General features: G+C 55.8%; 12 protein-coding genes. 11 read left to right on the top strand and 1 reads right to left on the bottom strand.

Annotated features, from left to right (window positions below; translation table 11 throughout):
- Positions 1 to 10 precede the first annotated feature (10 nt).
- From msbA to GTGU_RS05195, 6 genes are all read left to right on the top strand, one after another.
- The gene (gene msbA, locus GTGU_RS05220) at positions 11 to 1,759 is read left to right on the top strand and encodes a lipid A ABC transporter ATP-binding protein/permease MsbA (RefSeq protein ID WP_038154687.1); all 1,749 of its coding nucleotides are present in this window, start codon (positions 11 to 13) and stop codon (positions 1,757 to 1,759) included.
- Complete coding sequence (gene lpxK, locus GTGU_RS05215; protein WP_038154686.1) at positions 1,756 to 2,739, top strand: tetraacyldisaccharide 4'-kinase; 984 nt, start codon at positions 1,756 to 1,758, stop codon at positions 2,737 to 2,739. Before msbA ends, lpxK begins: the two co-directional genes overlap by 4 nt.
- Before the next feature lie 40 nt (positions 2,740 to 2,779).
- A complete protein-coding gene (locus tag GTGU_RS05210) occupies positions 2,780 to 4,009 on the top strand; it encodes a winged helix-turn-helix domain-containing protein (RefSeq protein ID WP_038154684.1) in 1,230 nt (409 codons plus the stop codon).
- Between the two features lie 54 nt (positions 4,010 to 4,063).
- A complete protein-coding gene (locus tag GTGU_RS05205) occupies positions 4,064 to 4,246 on the top strand; it encodes a Trm112 family protein (protein WP_038154683.1) in 183 nt (60 codons plus the stop codon).
- The gene (gene kdsB / locus GTGU_RS05200; RefSeq protein WP_038154681.1) at positions 4,243 to 4,989 is read left to right on the top strand and encodes a 3-deoxy-manno-octulosonate cytidylyltransferase; all 747 of its coding nucleotides are present in this window, start codon (positions 4,243 to 4,245) and stop codon (positions 4,987 to 4,989) included. Before GTGU_RS05205 ends, kdsB begins: the two co-directional genes overlap by 4 nt.
- A gap of 144 nt (positions 4,990 to 5,133) precedes the next feature.
- On the top strand, positions 5,134 to 6,027 hold the full coding sequence (locus GTGU_RS05195; RefSeq protein WP_038154680.1) for a YcbJ family phosphotransferase: 894 nt from the start codon (positions 5,134 to 5,136) through the stop codon (positions 6,025 to 6,027).
- On the opposite strand, the gene elyC is transcribed toward GTGU_RS05195, so the two are convergent.
- The gene (gene elyC / locus GTGU_RS05190) at positions 6,004 to 6,783 is read right to left on the bottom strand and encodes an envelope biogenesis factor ElyC (protein WP_038154678.1); all 780 of its coding nucleotides are present in this window, start codon (positions 6,781 to 6,783) and stop codon (positions 6,004 to 6,006) included. The genes GTGU_RS05195 and elyC overlap by 24 nt on opposite strands.
- 120 nt (positions 6,784 to 6,903) lie before the next feature.
- On the opposite strand from elyC, the gene cmoM reads away from it, so the two are divergent.
- The 5 genes from cmoM (at position 6,904) to ldtD (ending at position 16,130) form a co-directional block, all read left to right on the top strand.
- On the top strand, positions 6,904 to 7,698 hold the full coding sequence (cmoM, locus tag GTGU_RS05185) for a tRNA uridine 5-oxyacetic acid(34) methyltransferase CmoM (RefSeq protein WP_038154677.1): 795 nt from the start codon (positions 6,904 to 6,906) through the stop codon (positions 7,696 to 7,698).
- Complete coding sequence (gene mukF / locus GTGU_RS05180) at positions 7,691 to 9,013, top strand: chromosome partition protein MukF (RefSeq protein ID WP_038154675.1); 1,323 nt, start codon at positions 7,691 to 7,693, stop codon at positions 9,011 to 9,013. Before cmoM ends, mukF begins: the two co-directional genes overlap by 8 nt.
- Entirely contained in the window at positions 8,994 to 9,701 is a 708-nt protein-coding gene (mukE, locus tag GTGU_RS05175; protein WP_038154673.1) for a chromosome partition protein MukE, read from the top strand. The genes mukF and mukE overlap by 20 nt, the downstream gene beginning before the upstream one ends.
- Positions 9,701 to 14,149 carry a chromosome partition protein MukB gene (mukB, locus tag GTGU_RS05170; protein WP_038154671.1) on the top strand — a complete coding sequence of 1,483 codons (4,449 nt, stop codon included), beginning with the start codon at positions 9,701 to 9,703 and terminating at the stop codon, positions 14,147 to 14,149. The genes mukE and mukB overlap by 1 nt, the downstream gene beginning before the upstream one ends.
- Positions 14,150 to 14,330: 181 nt before the next feature.
- Positions 14,331 to 16,130, top strand: a complete 1,800-nt coding sequence (gene ldtD, locus GTGU_RS05165; RefSeq protein ID WP_072011912.1) for a L,D-transpeptidase — start codon at positions 14,331 to 14,333, stop codon at positions 16,128 to 16,130.
- Positions 16,131 to 16,225: the final 95 nt, after the last annotated feature.

Genomic DNA, 16,225 nt, shown 5'->3' with positions numbered 1-16,225 from the left:
GGTTTTTTGAATGCAGAACGACAAAGATCTCTCCACGTGGCAGACCTTCCGCCGACTCTGGCCAATGATTGCGCCATTTAAAGCAGGGCTGATCGTGGCGGGTGTTGCGTTAATACTCAACGCAGCCAGCGATACCTTCATGCTATCGCTTCTTAAACCGTTACTGGATGATGGTTTTGGTAAAACGGATCGCTCAGTGCTGCTGTGGATGCCACTGGTCGTGATCGGGCTGATGATCCTTCGCGGCATAACCAGCTATATCTCAAGCTACTGCATCTCATGGGTATCGGGAAAAGTAGTGATGACCATGCGTCGTCGTCTTTTCAGCCATATGATGGGCATGCCGGTCTCCTTTTTCGACAAGCAATCCACCGGGACACTGCTTTCGCGCATCACCTATGACTCTGAACAGGTGGCGTCGTCATCGTCCAGCGCGCTGATTACCGTCGTGCGTGAAGGCGCGTCGATCATCGGCCTGTTCGCGATGATGTTCTGGTACAGCTGGCAGTTGTCGGTGATCCTCATCGTGCTGGCGCCGATTGTGTCTATCGCTATTCGTGTCGTCTCTAAGCGTTTTCGTAATATCAGCAAAAACATGCAGAATACGATGGGCCAGGTGACGACCAGCGCAGAACAAATGCTGAAAGGGCACAAAGAAGTGCTGATGTTTGGTGGTCAGGCAGTCGAAACCAAACGCTTTGATAAGGTCAGTAATAAAATGCGTCTGCAGGGAATGAAAATGGTCTCTGCCTCTTCCATTTCCGACCCGATCATCCAGCTCATCGCCTCGCTGGCGCTGGCGTTCGTTCTTTATGCCGCAAGCTTCCCGAGCGTCATGGAAACCCTGACCGCCGGTACCATTACCGTTGTGTTCTCGTCGATGATTGCTTTGATGCGCCCGCTGAAATCGCTGACTAACGTCAACGCACAGTTCCAGCGCGGGATGGCCGCCTGCCAGACACTGTTTGCCATTCTCGACAGCGAACAGGAAAAAGATGAAGGGACGCTCGTGATTGATCGTGCCGAGGGGAATGTGGAGTTTCGCAATGTCTCCTTTACCTACCCAGGCCGCGAAACAGCCGCGTTGCGTGACATTAACCTGAACATTCCACAAGGAAAAACCGTGGCTCTGGTCGGGCGTTCGGGTTCAGGGAAATCAACCATCGCCAGCCTTATCACCCGTTTTTACGATATCGATGAAGGCGAAATCCTGCTCGACGGGCATGATCTGCGTGAATACAAACTGACCTCCCTGCGTGATCAGGTCGCGCTGGTTTCTCAGAATGTGCATCTGTTCAACGATACGGTCGCCAATAATATCGCTTACGCCCGTACCGAAGAGTACAGCCGTGAGCAGATCGAACAAGCCGCACGTATGGCGTATGCAATGGACTTTATCAACAAAATGGATAACGGCCTCGACACTATCATTGGTGAAAACGGGGTGATGCTCTCCGGCGGGCAGCGTCAGCGTATTGCCATCGCCCGTGCTCTGCTGCGTGACAGCCCGATCCTGATCCTCGATGAAGCCACCTCTGCGCTGGATACCGAATCAGAACGCGCGATTCAGGCAGCGCTGGATGAGCTGCAGAAAAACCGTACATCGCTGGTTATCGCTCACCGTCTTTCCACCATTGAACAAGCCGATGAAATTGTGGTGGTGGAAGATGGCCGAATTGTTGAGCGCGGCAGCCATGCCGATCTGCTGGCTCACCGGGGGGTTTACGCCCAACTGCATAAGATGCAATTCGGCGAATGATTTCGCGCATCTGGTCCGGCGAATCGCCGCTCTGGCGGCTGTTGTTACCGCTCTCCTGGCTTTACGGCCTGGTGAGCGGGCTCATTCGTCTGAGCTACCGCCTGGGGCTGAAAACATCCTGGCGCGCGCCGGTACCGGTGGTCATCGTCGGCAACCTGACCGCAGGCGGCAACGGCAAAACGCCGGTGGTTATCTGGCTGGTCGAACAGCTCCACCAGCGCGGTATTCGCGTTGGCGTGGTGTCGCGCGGTTATGGCGGCAAAGCGGCTCACTATCCCTTGCTCCTTTCTGAAAATACCTCCACTGCCGAAGCGGGTGATGAGCCAGTGTTGATTTTCCAGCGTACCGGCGTGCCGGTGGCGGTTTCGCCAGTGCGACGCGATGCGGTCAGCGCGCTGCTGGAAAAGCACGATCTCCAGCTCATCATCACCGACGACGGGTTACAGCACTACCGTCTGGCGCGTGATATGGAAATTGTGGTCATTGATGGCGTCCGCCGTTTTGGCAATGGCTGGTGGTTGCCCGCCGGACCCATGCGCGAACGCGCTTCACGGCTGAAAACCGTTGATGCGGTGATCACCAACGGCGGTGTTGCGCATGCCGGTGAAATCGCTATGCAACTGCGTCCCGGTAAAGCCATTAACCTGCTGACCGGCGAGCAACGGGATCCTCGCGAACTGACGCAGGTCGTCGCAATGGCGGGTATTGGTCATCCTCCGCGTTTTTTTGCCACCCTGGAGAGTTGTGGTGTGAAAGCGGTCAAAACGGTGGCACTGGCCGATCATCAGGCGCTCGTCGCCTCTGAGGTGGACGCGCTGCTGGAGTCCGGGCAAACACTGATCATGACGGAAAAAGATGCCGTTAAATGCCGGGCGTTTGCCCGGGAAAACTGGTGGTATCTGCCGGTCGACGCCTGTCTGGATGATGACCGCGCTCAGCCGTTGCTTCAGGCGCTGGTGGCGCTGACGCAACGACAGTAATGTCGCCGCACATCGTCTGCGGCTCTGACGAGGGACTGCTATGCCCGAATTGCACCTTTCGCTTACCGCTGCACGACATCTGCACCTCGCCGCGCAAGGGTTGCTCAAGAAACCCCGTCGCCGCGCACAACCTCAGGACGTGCTGAGTACCATTGAACGCATGTCTCTGCTGCAAATCGACACCATCAATGTTGTGGCTCGCAGCCCTTACCTTGTGCTATTCAGCCGCTTAGGCGATTACCCACAGAGCTGGCTTGACGATGCGCTGCGCCGCGGAGAACTCATGGAGTACTGGGCGCATGAGGCGTGTTTTCTGCCTCGCAGTGATTTCTCGCTGGTGCGCCATCGCATGCTGGCGCTGGACAACATGGGCTGGAAATATAACAAAGCGTGGATGGACGCTCACGCCAGTGAAATAGACGCGCTGATTGCTCATATAGCCGATGACGGCCCGGTGCGTTCGGCGGACTTCGAACATCCGCGCAAAGGCGAATCCGGCTGGTGGGAGTGGAAACCGCATAAGCGCCATCTGGAAGGGCTGTTCACTGCCGGGAAGGTGATGGTCATTGAGCGGCGTAATTTTCAGCGCGTTTATGATCTAACGCACCGGGTGATGCCGCACTGGGATGATGAACGGGATCTGCTGGCGAGGCCCGAAGCAGAAGCGCTCATGCTAAAAAACAGCGCCCGTAGTCTGGGGATTTTTCGCCCGCAGTGGCTTGCCGATTATTACCGTTTGCGCCAACCATCGTTGCCGGCGTTGTTGAGCCGCTGGCTGGACGAAAAACGTATCGTGCCTGTCAATGTTGAAACCCTTGGTGAAATGTGGCTCGACAGCAACTTATTGCCGTATCTGGATGCCGCGGTGGACGGTAAACTCACTGCCACTCACAGTGCAGTGTTGTCACCTTTCGACCCGGTCGTGTGGGACAGAAAGCGCGCAGAACAACTGTTTGGGTTTACTTACCGGCTGGAGTGCTACACGCCGGCACCTAAGCGCCAGTACGGCTATTTCGTTCTGCCATTGTTGCATCGGGGTAAACTGGTGGGTCGCATGGACAGCAAAATGCACCGCAAAGAGGGCGTTCTGGAGATCTTTGCGTTATATCTTGAAGATGGCGTGCGTGTCAGCGCTTCGCTGGAAAAGGGGCTGACTCAGGCCATCAGTGAATTTGCGCGCTGGCAAGGGGCAACCCGCGTCCGACTGGGGCATGTGCCATCATTCCTGTTTGCGACGAAGGCGGAAGGTTGGGAAATTGACGCCGACTGACGCGTCGGTGTGGTATGCTGGCGGGATGATTTGGCCGGCCCATCTGGAGGAAGTATGGATCACCGTTTACTTGAAATTATTGCCTGTCCGGTCTGCACCGGAAAGCTCTATTACAGCCAGGACAAGCAGGAACTGATTTGTAAAACTGACAACCTGGCGTTCCCGCTACGCGAAGGTATTCCGGTATTACTGGAAAACGAAGCGCGTACCTTACCTGCGGAAGAGAGCCATCCATGAGTTTTGTCGTTATTATTCCCGCCCGCTTTGCCTCAACCCGTCTGCCCGGGAAGCCGCTGCAGGATATCAACGGCAAACCGATGATTGTGCATGTGCTGGAACGCGCGCGCGAATCAGGTGCTGAGCGGATCATCGTGGCGACCGATCACCCAGAAGTTGCTCGCGCTGTGGAAGCCGCTGGTGGGGAAGTGTGCATGACGCGTGCTGATCATCAGTCCGGTACCGAGCGTCTGGCCGAAGTGGTAGAGAAATGCGGCTTCAGCGACGATACCGTGATTGTTAATGTTCAGGGTGATGAGCCGATGATCCCGGCGGTTATCATTCGTCAGGTAGCGGAGAATCTCGCCAGCAGCCACGCCGGTATGGCGACCCTGGCGGTGCCCATCCATGACGCGGAAGAAGCATTCAACCCGAACGCCGTCAAAGTGGTCATGGATGCTAATGGCTACGCACTTTATTTTTCCCGCGCCACCATTCCCTGGGATCGCGACCGTTTTGCGAAAAGCCGCGACACTATCGGTGACACGCTGTTGCGCCACATCGGCATTTACGGCTATCGCGCCGGTTTTATTCGCCGCTATGTCAGCTGGACGCCGAGCCCGCTTGAACAAATAGAGATGCTGGAACAGTTACGCGTGCTCTGGTACGGCGAAAAAATCCATGTTGCTGTGGCGAAACAGGTGCCAGGCACGGGTGTGGATACCCCGGAAGATCTTGAACGCGTACGTGCCGAACTGCGCTAACCATTGTTGCCCCGAAAGCCCCGGGGCAACCGCTACCGCCTCGTTTTTCCTCACTTTTCTGCGGCACTTTTGATCTTATCAGGGTGACATATCCCCTTGCGGCGCTCATTATAAAAGCAGTAGTCAATGTGAGGGTAATCCGCTATGGAACAACTGCGCGCCGAACTGAGCCATCTGCTGGGTGAAAGACTAAGCCGGGTAGAATGCGTTAGCGAAAAACCAGATTCGGCACTGTGGGCGCTCTATGATTCTCAGGGAAATCCCTTACCACTGCTGGCACGAAGTTTCTCCACGCCGGGTCTGGCGCGTCAACTGGCGTATAAAGTCTCAATGCTGTCACGCGGCGGCACGGTGCGTATGCCGGTGGTGTATGGTGTGCTGACGCACGAAGAACATCCCGGCCCTGATGTCCTGCTCATTGAACGCCTGCGCGGTGTCTCGGTTGAGGCACCTGCCAGAACCCCGGAACGCTGGGAACAACTGAAGGACCAGATAGCCGAAGCGCTGCTCTCCTGGCATCGCCATGACAGTGGCGGACGCGTCGGCCAGGTAGACAGCACCCAGGAAAACATCTGGCCGCACTGGTACCGCCAGCGGGTAGAGGTGCTATGGGGAACGCTGAATCTGTATCAGAACACCGGCCTCACCATGCAGGATAAGCGTATTCTGTTTCGCACCCGGGAGTGTCTGCCTGCGCTGTTTGACGGTTTTAACGACAATTGTGTGCTGATCCACGGCAATTTTACGTTGCGCAGTATGCTAAAAGATGCCCGCAGCGATCAACTGCTGGCGATGGTTGACCCGGGGATCATGCTGTGGGCGCCCCGGGAGTTTGAACTGTTCCGCCTTGCTGACAGCGAACTGGCGGAAGGGTTGCTGTGGCATTATCTCCGACGCGCACCGGTGGCCGAAGCGTTTATCTGGCGGCGCTGGCTCTATATGCTGTGGGATGAAGTTTCACAACTGGTCAACACCGGGCGATTTAACCGCGCCAGTTTTGACCTGGCCGCAAAATCACTCCTCCCCTGGCTCTCCTGACACGCCTTTCAGCCATTGCCACACACGACCGAGCGTTTCATAACCCACGCGATCGCTGTGCATCAGCCAGATCGGCGACGGAATGACCCGTTCCCAGGGATTCAACGGCGATGTAATGGCCAGCTGATTCGCGGGAGCGGGAAGGGGGTTAAGCCCAACATGCTGGAAGAAAATCATCGCGCGCGGCAGATGCGAGGCGGATGTCACCAGCAGGAATGGGGCTGTGCCCACGGTCGCTTTGACCGCAGCGGCTTCTTCTTCGGTGTCTTTGGGACTGTCCAGCACGATAATTTCACTGCGCGGCACCCCGAGGCTTTCGGCGACGCGGGCGCCAGCTTCCCCGGTGCTGACCGGGTTGGTTTGCGCGGCGGCGCCAGTAAAGACCAGCTTCGCGCCGGGGTTGGCCTGCCACAAACGAATGCCTTCCGCCAGACGCGGGAGACTGTTGTTGATAAGGTTTGAGCTTGGTGCCCAGTCCGGGTTCCAGGTATAACCTCCGCCCAGTACCACTACGTACTGCACGCGCTCGCTGCCACGCCAGGTCGGGTATTTATCTTCGACCGATTTCAGGAGCCCGTCGGCGACGGGTTGCAGGCTCAGCAACAACAAGGCGAGCCAGCCAATGGCAATAAAACCTTTACCGGTTTTCTGAAAACGGCTGAAAATGATCAGCAACAGTCCGAAGCCAATAAACATGAGCAGCAGCGGCAAAGGTAACATCATGCCACCGACAAACTTTTTCAGCGTAAAAAGCATGCGGAATGGGTCCTTTTTTAACCATTTAACAGATGGAATGCCGTGATATTACACCAGATGGCTCCATTCTCGTCGCGTCTGTGACAAAATACGCCTTTTGCCTGGATCGCGGAGTGAGCCATGCGGGATCGCAATTTTGATGACATTGCAGAAAAATTCGCGCGTAACATTTACGGAACGACCAAAGGCCAGTTGCGTCAGGCGATCCTGTGGCAGGATCTCGACCGCCTTCTGGAATCTTTTGGCTCTCAGCCGTTGCGTGTTCTGGATGCCGGTGGCGGAGAGGGCCAGACCGCGATTAAAATGGCGCAGCGCGGCCATCATGTCACCTTATGCGATATTTCGGGTGAGATGATTAACCGGGCGACGCAAGTAGCAACCGAGAAAGGTGTGAGCGGCAACATGCATTTTAAACAATGCGCCGTTCAGGACATTACGCAGCATTTGGAAAGCCCGGTTGATCTGATATTGTTTCATGCTGTGCTGGAGTGGGTTGCTTCTCCACAAGTGGTGTTACAGGCGCTGTGGTCGGTGTTGCGCCCCGGTGGGGCATTGTCGTTAATGTTCTACAATGCTAACGGCCTGTTGATGCATAACATGGTCGCCGGGAATTTTGATTACGTACAGGCAGGCATGCCGAAGAAGAAAAAGCGTACACTTTCGCCGGATTACCCGCGCGAACCGCAACAGGTTTATGACTGGCTGGAAGAGACAGGCTGGCAGATTACCGGAAAAACCGGTGTGCGAGTGTTTCATGATTATCTGCGCGAAAAACATCAGCAGCGCGATTGTTTCGATACGTTGCTGGAACTGGAAACGCGCTATTGCCGCCAGGAACCTTATATCAGCCTGGGCCGCTATATTCATGTCACCGCGATGAAGCCGCTGGTAGATACAAGGAAAAATGATGAGTGAATTTTCCCAGACAGTCCCCGAACTGGTTGCCTGGGCCAGAAAAAATGATTTCGCCATTTCGCTGCCGGTCGACAGACTCTCGTTTTTGCTGGCCGTCGCCACGTTAAACGGCGAGCGGCTGGAAGGGGAGATGACAGAAGGCGAGCTGGTCGATGCATTTCGTCACGTGAGTGATGCGTTTGAGCAAACCAGTGAAACCATCAGCGTTCGCGCCAACAACGCGATCAACGACATGGTTCGACAACGTCTGCTGAACCGCTTTACCAGTGAACTGGCGGAAGGGAATGCGATTTATCGCCTGACGCCGCTTGGCATCGGTATTACCGACTACTACATTCGCCAGCGCGAATTCTCGACGCTGCGCCTCTCGATGCAGCTGTCTATTGTTGCGGGCGAACTCAAGCGCGCCGCTGACGCCGCAGACGAAGGTGGCGACGAATTCCACTGGCATCGCAACGTCTATGCGCCGTTGAAATATTCCGTAGCGGAGATTTTCGACAGTATTGATCTCACCCAACGGGTGATGGATGAGCAACAACAGCAGGTGAAAGATGATATCGCCCAGTTGCTGAACAAAGACTGGCGCGCGGCGATCTCCAGTTGCGAAGTGCTGCTGTCTGAAACCTCCGGCACGTTGCGCGAATTGCAGGATACGCTGGATGCGGCAGGCGATAAGCTGCAGGCGAACCTGCTGCGCATACAGGATGCCACGCTTGCGCATGACGATCTGCACTTTGTCGATCGGCTGGTATTTGATTTGCAAAGCAAACTTGACCGCATTGTCAGTTGGGGACAACAGGCCATCGACCTGTGGATTGGCTACGACCGCCACGTGCACAAATTTATCCGTACCGCCATCGACATGGATAAAAACCGTGTGTTTGCCCAGCGTCTTCGCCAGTCGGTACAAAGCTACTTTGATGCGCCCTGGGCGTTAACCTACGCCAGCGCCGATCGTCTGCTGGACATGCGTGACGAAGAGATGGCGTTGCGCGACGAAGAAGTCACCGGGGAACTTCCGCCGGATCTGGAGTACGAAGAATTTAACGAGATCCGCGAACAGCTTGCGGCGATGATCGAGCAACAACTGGTCATCTACAAAGATAAATCTCTGCCGCTGGATCTCGGTCTCGTGGTGCGCGAATACCTCGTGCAATATCCGCGTGCGCGTCATTTCGATGTGGCGCGGATTGTCGTTGACCAGGCCGTGCGCCTGGGTGTTGCACAAGCAGATTTCACCGGACTGCCACCGAAGTGGCAGCCGATTAATGATTACGGAGCCAAGGTACAGGCGCATGTCATCGACAAATATTGAACAAGTGATGCCAGTTAAGCTGGCGCAGGCGCTGGCCAACCCGTTATTTCCTGCCCTCGACAGCGCTCTGCGCGCGGGGCGTCATATAGGTCTTGATGAGCTGGATAATCATGCCTATCTGATGGACTTTCAGGAATATCTGGAAGAGTTTTATGCCCGCTACAACGTTGAGCTAATCCGCGCGCCGGAAGGATTTTTCTACCTGCGTCCACGCTCAACCACTATCATTCCGCGTTCAGTGCTTTCTGAACTGGACATGATGGTCGGCAAAATTCTCTGCTACCTGTACCTCAGCCCGGAACGTCTGGCGAATGAAGGCATTTTCACGCAGCAGGAACTTTACGACGAACTACTGACGCTGGCCGATGAACCCAAACTCCTGAAGCTGGTCAACAACCGTTCGACAGGCTCTGATCTCGACCGGCAAAAACTGCAGGAAAAAGTGCGCTCGTCGCTGAACCGTCTGCGTCGTCTCGGCATGGTGTGGTTTATGGGGCACGACAGCAGCAAATTCCGCATTACCGAATCGGTCTTCCGTTTCGGCGCTGACGTTCGCTCAGGCGATGATCCGCGTGAAGCGCAGCTGCGTATGATCCGCGACGGCGAAGCGATGTCGATTGAAAACCATCTGCAACTCAATGATGAGACGGAAGAAGATAATCAGCCGGATAGCGGGGAGGAAGAATAATGATTGAACGTGGTAAGTTTCGGTCGCTAACGCTGATTAACTGGAACGGCTTTTTTGCCCGTACCTTCGATCTCGATGAACTGGTCACCACGCTGTCAGGCGGTAACGGGGCCGGGAAATCCACCACCATGGCGGCGTTCGTCACGGCGTTGATCCCCGACTTAACGCTGTTGCACTTTCGTAACACCACGGAAGCCGGGGCGACCAGCGGCTCGCGCGATAAAGGCCTGCACGGTAAGCTGAGAGCGGGCGTCTGCTACTCGGTGCTGGATGTCATCAATTCCCGTCATCAGCGTGTGGTGGTCGGCGTGCGTCTGCAACAGATTGCCGGGCGCGACCGTAAAGTGGATATCAAACCCTTCGCTATTCAGGGACTGCCGACGTCTGTGCAGCCGACGCAGTTGCTTACTGAAACGCTCAATGAGCGCCAGGCGCGCGTACTCTCGCTTCAGGAGCTGAAAGATAAGCTTGACGCGATGGAAGGCGTCCAGTTCAAGCAGTTCAACTCCATCACCGACTATCACTCGCTGATGTTTGATCTTGGCATTGTCGCGCGTCGTCTGCGTTCGGCTTCAGACCGTAGTAAATTCTACCGTCTGATTGAAGCCTCGCTGTACGGCGGTATCTCCAGCGCCATCACGCGCTCGCTGCGCGATTACCTGCTGCCAGAAAACAGCGGCGTACGTAAGGCTTTCCAGGACATGGAAGCCGCGTTGCGTGAAAACCGTATGACGCTGGAAGCCATTCGTGTTACCCAGTCTGACCGTGACCTGTTCAAGCACCTGATATCTGAAGCAACCGATTATGTGGCGGCGGACTATATGCGTCACGCCAACGAACGCCGCATCCACCTTGATAAGGCTCTCGAATTCCGTCGTGAACTGTTCAGCTCCCGCCAGCAACTGGCGTCTGAGCAGTATAAACACGTGGACATGGCGCGTGAATTACAGGAGCACAGCGGTGCAGAAGGCGATCTGGAAGCCGATTACCAGGCCGCCAGCGATCACCTGAACCTGGTGCAAACCGCGCTGCGTCAACAGGAGAAAATTGAACGCTACGAAGCTGATCTCGAAGAACTGCAAATCCGCCTGGAAGAGCAGAACGAAGTGGTGGCCGAAGCGACCGAACAACAGGAAGACAACGAAGCGCGTGCCGAAGCTGCTGAGCTGGAAGTGGATGAGCTGAAAAGCCAGCTTGCCGACTACCAGCAGGCGCTGGATGTTCAGCAGACCCGCGCGATCCAGTACACCCAGGCGTTGCAGGCGCTGACCCGCGCCAAAGAATTGTGCCATCTGCCTGATCTGACCCCTGACAGCGCGGATGAGTGGCTGGAAACCTTCCAGGCGAAAGAGCAGGAAGCCACAGAAAAACTATTGTCGCTCGATCAGAAAATGAGCGTAGCGCAAACCGCACACAGCCAGTTTGAACAGGCTTATCAGCTGGTGACAGCAATTAACGGTCCGGTTGCCCGTGATGAAGCCTGGGATGTGGCCCGTGAGCTGTTACGTGACGGCGTCAACCAGCGCCATCTGGCGGAGCAGGCAAATGCCCTGCGTGGTCGCCTGAACGAGCTGGAGCAGCGGCTGCGCGAACAACAGGACGCTGAACGCTTGTTGGCGGAATTCTGCAAGCGGCAGGGCAAACAGTACGATGCGGACGAACTGGAAACGCTGCATCAGGAACTGGAAGAACGCATTGAATCGCTTTCCGAAAGCGTTTCAAACGCCAGCGAAAAACGCATGGAGTTGCGTCAGGAGCTGGAACAGCTTCAGAGCCGCATTCAGGTGCTGACGCAGCGTGCGCCCGTCTGGTTACAGGCGCAAAGCAGCCTGTCACAACTGTGTGAACAGAGCGGTGAGCAGTTCGAATCCAGCCAGGACGTGACCGAATATCTGCAACAGTTGCTGGAGCGTGAGCGTGAAGCGATTGTTGAACGTGATGAAGTCGGCGCACGTAAGCGGGCGGTTGATGAAGAGATCGAACGTTTAAGCCAGCCGGGCGGTTCTGAAGATCAGCGTCTTAATGCACTGGCTGAACGTTTTGGTGGCGTGTTGCTGTCGGAAATTTACGATGACGTCAGCCTCGACGATGCACCGTACTTCTCGGCATTGTATGGTCCGTCGCGTCACGCCATCGTGGTACCCGATCTGTCGTTGATTGCCGAACAACTGGAAGGTCTTGAAGACTGCCCGGAAGATCTCTATCTGATCGAAGGCGACCCGCAGTCTTTTGATGACAGCGTATTCAGCGTCGATGAACTGGAAAAAGCGGTAGTGGTGAAAATCGCCGATCGCCAGTGGCGTTATTCCCGCTTCCCGTCGGTACCGCTGTTTGGCCGTGCCGCGCGTGAGAGCCGCATCGAAGCTTTACATGCCGAGCGTGAAGATCTTGCCGAGCGCTTCGCGACTCTCTCCTTCGACGTGCAGAAAACGCAGCGTCTGCATCAGGCTTTCAGCCGCTTTATCGGCAGCCATCTGGCGGTGGCGTTTGATGATGATCCGGAAGCGGAAATTCGCAAGCTGAACGGCCGTCGCGGCGAACTGGAGCGTGCACTTAGCGCGCATGAAAGCGATAACCAGCAGAGCCGGGCGCAGTTCGAGCAGGCGAAAGAGGGCGTAGCCCAGTTGAACCGCCTGTTGCCACGCCTGAATCTGCTGGCGGATGAAACCCTGGCTGATCGCGTCGGTGAGATTCAGGAACGCCTGGATGAAGCACAGGACGCCGCACGCTTTATTCAGCAGTTCGGCAATCAACTGGCGAAGCTGGAGCCGATCGCGTCGGTACTGCAGAGCGACCCGGAACAATTCGAACAACTGCGCGAAGATTACGCTTACTCGCAGCAGGTGCAGCGCGAGGCGCGTCAGCAGGCATTCGCACTGACCGAAGTGGTGCAGCGTCGCGCCCACTTCAGCTACTCCGACTCCGCAGAGATGCTGAGTGGCAATAGTGATCTCAACGAAAAACTGCGCCAGCGTCTGGAACAGGCTGAAGCAGAACGTACCCGCGCCCGCGAGGCGATGCGTACTCATGCCGCACAGCTCAGTCAATACAGCCAGGTGATGGCGTCGCTGAAGAGTTCGTACGATACCAAGAAAGAGCTGTTGAGTGATCTGCACCGCGAACTTCAGGATATCGGTGTCCGTGCCGACAGCGGTGCAGAAGAGCGCGCCCGCCAGCGTCGGGATGAACTCCATACACAGCTCAGCAATAACCGTGCGCGACGTAATCAGCTGGAAAAAGCGCTGACCTTCTGTGAAGCGGAAATGGACAACCTGACTCGCAAGCTGCGGAGTCTGGAGCGTAACTATCTCGAAATGCGCGAGCAGGTGGTGAGCGCGAAAGCGGGCTGGTGCGCAGTGATGCGTCTGGTGAAAGACAATAACGTCGAGCGCCGTCTGCATCGTCGCGAGCTGGCCTATCTCTCTGGCGATGAGCTGCGTTCGATGTCGGATAAAGCGCTCGGTGCGCTGCGTCTGGCAGTGGCGGATAACGAACATCTGCGCGACGTGCTGCGCATGTCGGAAGATCCGAAACGGCCGGAGCGTAAAATTCAGTTCTTCGTGGCTGTTTATCAGCATCTGCGTGAGCGTATTCGTCAGGATATTATTCGTACCGATGATCCGGTGGAAGCCATTGAACAAATGGAAATCGAGCTGGGGCGTCTGACGGAAGAACTGACGTCGCGCGAGCAAAAGCTGGCGATAAGCTCCCGCAGCGTGTCGAATATCATCCGCAAAACTATTCAGCGCGAGCAGAACCGGATTCGTATGCTCAACCAGGGGCTGCAGAACGTCTCCTTCGGTCAGGTAAACAGCGTACGCCTCAATGTGAACGTGCGTGAAACGCATGCCACGCTGCTGGAAGTGCTGTCTGAACAGCACGAACAGCATCAGGATTTGTTTAACAGTACCCGTCTGACGTTCTCTGAGGCACTGGCGAAACTCTATCAGCGTCTGAACCCGCAAATCGACATGGGGCAACGTACGCCGCAGACCATCGGTGAAGAACTGCTGGATTACCGCAGCTATCTCGAAATGGAAGTGGAGGTCAACCGTGGATCCGATGGCTGGCTGCGTGCGGAGTCTGGCGCGCTGTCGACAGGGGAGGCGATCGGTACCGGTATGTCTATCCTGGTGATGGTGGTGCAGAGCTGGGAAGATGAAGCGCGTCGTCTGCGCGGTAAGGATATTTCACCGTGCCGCCTGCTGTTCCTTGATGAAGCAGCACGTCTGGATGCCCGCTCGATCGCCACGCTGTTCGAGTTGTGCGAACGCCTTGAAATGCAGCTGATCATCGCGGCACCGGAAAACATCAGTCCGGAAAAAGGCACCACCTACAAACTGGTGCGTAAGGTGTTCCAGAACCACGAGCATGTTCACGTTGTAGGTCTGCGCGGCTTCGCGGCACAGTTGCCGGAGACCTTGCCGGGAACGGCAGATGCTTCTTAGAAAGAGAATCTGAAAATGCAAGGGCGACACGCGTGTCGCCCTTTTTGTTATCGGGTTCAGCTGAGGAATATAGTATTATCTTTAAACTTCTTTACGTTTGGTCAGGCAAAAGAATTTTTGTCTTTATATACTGAGAGTAAGGTCCGTTTGAGAGGACTGCAATGTCAACAGGGGGCAAGGGATGTTGCTTAAGAATGCCGTATATCGTCGATTGTCAGCATTGAGTGTGTGTCTGGCTTTCGCATTTGCTCCACTGTTCAGTGTACAGGCCGATGAGCCTGAACTGGTGCCGACGGACAGTACCGCGACGATGGGTGAAAACGCGACAGCGCTGGCGCTGCCGGGAACGGAATCTGACACGGTTGCGATGATGGCGGGATTCAAACCGCTACCGGAAGGTGCGGCTGAAAAAGCGCGTAGCCAGTTCCAGTCGCTGCTGCCTGCGGGCTACAAACCGGTGTATATGAATGCGCTGACGGCGATGTATGCCGCCCGCGACATGAAACCGATGTGGGAAAACCGCGATGCGGTGCAGGCTTTTCAGCAACAGCTCGCAGAAGTCGCCATTGCCGGGTTTCAACCGCAATTCACCACCTGGGTCGAACTGCTGACGGATCCTGCCGTCAGCGGCGACGCGCGCGATATCGTGCTGTCAGACGCGATGATGGGCTACCTGCATTTCATCAGTAATATTCCTCTTCAGGGCAACCGCTGGTTATACAGTTCGAAACCGTACACGCTGGCGACACCACCGTTGTCGGTTATCAATCAATGGCAGGTGGCGCTGGATAACGGCGCGCTGCCGCAATTTCTGGCTGAACTCGCCCCGCAACACCCGCAATATGCCGCAATGCATCAGGCGCTGCTGGCGCTGGTAGCGGACTCCCGTCCGTGGCCAGAACTGACCTCCACCGCTAAGCTGAGCCCCGGTCAGCGGAGCAAAGATGTTCCCGCGCTGCGTGAAATTATGCGCCGTACTGGCATGCTTGAAACCACGCCGGATATCGCGTTGCCTGGCGATAACGCAGTGGTAAGCCCGTCAGAGCAACCAGCGGGTAAAGCTAAAGCAGAATCTCAGGTCTATGACCGGGAGCTGGTCGATGCCGTGAAGCGCTTTCAGACCTGGCAAGGGCTGGCTGCTGATGGCGTCATTGGTCAGGGCACGCGTAGCTGGCTGAACGTCTCGTCGGCGCAGCGGGCAGGGGTGCTGGCGCTGAATATTCAGCGGTTACGTTTGCTGCCAGGCAAGCTTTCTACCGGTATCATGGTGAACATTCCGGCGTTCTCGCTGGTGTATTATCAGAATGGCGATCAGGTACTCTCCTCACGCGTTATCGTGGGTCGCCCGGACCGGAAAACGCCGATGATGAGTAGCGCGCTGAATAATGTGGTGGTCAATCCGCCATGGAACGTGCCGCCTACGCTGGCGCGCAAAGATATCCTGCCAAAAGTGTGGAATGATCCAGGTTACCTTGAGCGTCATAACTACACCGTGCTTCGTGGCTGGAACAGCAAAGAGACGATAGATCCGTGGATGGTGGACTGGTCGACAATTACGCCATCGAATCTGCCGTTCCGTTTCCAGCAGGCACCGGGGGCCAGCAATTCACTGGGGCGTTATAAGTTCAATATGCCGAGCTCTGACGCTATCTATCTTCACGACACGCCTAACCACAACCTGTTCCAGAAAGATGTGCGTGCGTTGAGCTCAGGCTGTGTACGCGTGAATAAAGCCTCTGAGCTGGCAAATATGTTGTTGCAGGATGCGGGCTGGAACGATACGCGGATCTCGGATGCGCTGAAGCAGGGCGATACGCGCTACGTAAACATTCGCGAGAATATCCCGGTGAATCTCTACTATCTGACCGCCTTTGTCGGTACCGACGGGCGCATGCAATATCGTACAGATATTTACAATTATGATCTCACGGCGCGATCTGGCGCACAAATTCTGTCAAAAGCAGAACAATTAATCAGGTGAATGAAGTAGTTCAGGCTATTTCGGTGTCGTATGAAACAGGGAAAGCGGGCCCGGAAGTTAAAAAGGGCTGTTTTTCCTGGGATAGGGTGCCTTGA

This window comes from Trabulsiella guamensis ATCC 49490 (assembly GCF_000734965.1).
Taxonomy (GTDB): Bacteria; Pseudomonadota; Gammaproteobacteria; order Enterobacterales; family Enterobacteriaceae; genus Trabulsiella; species Trabulsiella guamensis.
Note: the sequence above shows the minus strand (reverse complement) of the source record. Positions and strands in the feature narration are given on the sequence as shown.

Excerpts from the sequence above, each read along its gene's own strand:
- GTGU_RS05195 (WP_038154680.1), top strand. The coding sequence starts at position 5,134 with ATGGAACAACTGCGCGCCGAACTGAGCCATCTGCTGGGTGAAAGACTA.
- mukF (WP_038154675.1), top strand. The coding sequence starts at position 7,691 with ATGAGTGAATTTTCCCAGACAGTCCCCGAACTGGTTGCCTGGGCCAGA.
- mukE (WP_038154673.1), top strand. The coding sequence starts at position 8,994 with ATGTCATCGACAAATATTGAACAAGTGATGCCAGTTAAGCTGGCGCAG.
- elyC (WP_038154678.1), bottom strand. The coding sequence starts at position 6,783 with ATGCTTTTTACGCTGAAAAAGTTTGTCGGTGGCATGATGTTACCTTTG.
- cmoM (WP_038154677.1), top strand. The coding sequence starts at position 6,904 with ATGCGGGATCGCAATTTTGATGACATTGCAGAAAAATTCGCGCGTAAC.
- ldtD (WP_072011912.1), top strand. The coding sequence starts at position 14,331 with ATGTTGCTTAAGAATGCCGTATATCGTCGATTGTCAGCATTGAGTGTG.
- GTGU_RS05210 (WP_038154684.1), top strand. The coding sequence starts at position 2,780 with ATGCCCGAATTGCACCTTTCGCTTACCGCTGCACGACATCTGCACCTC.
- GTGU_RS05205 (WP_038154683.1), top strand. The coding sequence starts at position 4,064 with ATGGATCACCGTTTACTTGAAATTATTGCCTGTCCGGTCTGCACCGGA.
- lpxK (WP_038154686.1), top strand. The coding sequence starts at position 1,756 with ATGATTTCGCGCATCTGGTCCGGCGAATCGCCGCTCTGGCGGCTGTTG.
- msbA (WP_038154687.1), top strand. The coding sequence starts at position 11 with ATGCAGAACGACAAAGATCTCTCCACGTGGCAGACCTTCCGCCGACTC.
- mukB (WP_038154671.1), top strand. The coding sequence starts at position 9,701 with ATGATTGAACGTGGTAAGTTTCGGTCGCTAACGCTGATTAACTGGAAC.
- kdsB (WP_038154681.1), top strand. The coding sequence starts at position 4,243 with ATGAGTTTTGTCGTTATTATTCCCGCCCGCTTTGCCTCAACCCGTCTG.